Genomic DNA, 1,125 nt, shown 5'->3' with positions numbered 1-1,125 from the left:
GGTGAAAGAGCTGCTGGAAGATCCGGCGCGTCTGCTGCTGGATGTCTGATTTTCGCCGGGCGCGCTGGCACGAGGCGCGCCCAAATTAACCCTGTTTAGATCTGAATGGATAGAACATCATGAACTTACACGAATACCAGGCGAAGCAGCTGTTTGCACGGTATGGTATGCCAGCACCGACTGGCTACGCCTGCACCACGCCACGTGAAGCCGAAGAAGCCGCCTCGAAAATTGGCGCGGGTCCGTGGGTGGTGAAATGTCAGGTTCATGCCGGTGGCCGCGGTAAAGCGGGCGGTGTGAAGGTGGTTAACAGTAAAGAAGACATTCGTGCTTTCGCTGAAAACTGGCTGGGCAAACGTCTGGTGACCTACCAGACTGACGCCAATGGTCAGCCGGTAAACCAGATCCTGGTTGAAGCGGCGACCGACATCGATCAGGAGCTGTATCTGGGTGCGGTGGTTGACCGTGCCACCCGTCGCGTGATCTTCATGGCGTCAACCGAAGGCGGCGTGGAAATCGAGAAAGTGGCGGAAGAAACCCCGCACCTGATCCACAAAATGGCGCTGGATCCGCTGACCGGTCCGCAGCCTTACCAGGGCCGCGAGCTGGCATTCAAACTGGGCCTGACCGGTAAGCAAGTCAGCCAGTTCACCAAAATTTTCATGGGTCTGGCGACCATGTTCCTGGAGCGCGACCTGGCGATGGTTGAGATCAACCCGCTGGTGATCACCAAACAGGGCGACCTGATCTGTCTGGATGGCAAACTGGGTGCCGACGGCAATGCCCTGTTCCGTCAGCCAGAGCTGCGTGAAATGCGTGACCCAAGCCAGGAAGACCCACGTGAAGCCCACGCGACTCAGTGGGAACTGAACTACGTCGCGCTGGAAGGCAACATTGGCTGTATGGTCAACGGCGCCGGTCTGGCAATGGGCACCATGGACATCGTGAAACACCACGGTGGTCAGCCTGCAAACTTCCTTGATGTTGGCGGCGGCGCAACCAAAGAGCGCGTGACTGAAGCCTTCAAAATCATCCTGTCTGACGATGCTGTAAAAGCGGTATTCGTTAACATCTTCGGCGGCATCGTGCGCTGCGACCTGATCGCAGACGGCATCATCGGTGCTG

1 protein-coding gene is annotated in these 1,125 nt (G+C 57.7%); it reads left to right on the top strand.

Features of this window, described 5'->3' with window-relative positions; translation table 11 throughout:
- Positions 1-119: 119 nt before the first annotated feature.
- Positions 120-1,125: ADP-forming succinate--CoA ligase subunit beta (gene sucC, locus ERD80_RS19580; RefSeq protein ID WP_136548186.1), on the top strand; the 1,006-nt coding region annotated here is incomplete at its 3' end.

This window comes from Pantoea sp. R102, assembly GCF_004916815.1.
Classification (GTDB): domain Bacteria; phylum Pseudomonadota; class Gammaproteobacteria; order Enterobacterales; family Enterobacteriaceae; genus Pantoea; species Pantoea dispersa.
Note: the sequence above shows the minus strand (reverse complement) of the source record. Positions and strands in the feature narration are given on the sequence as shown.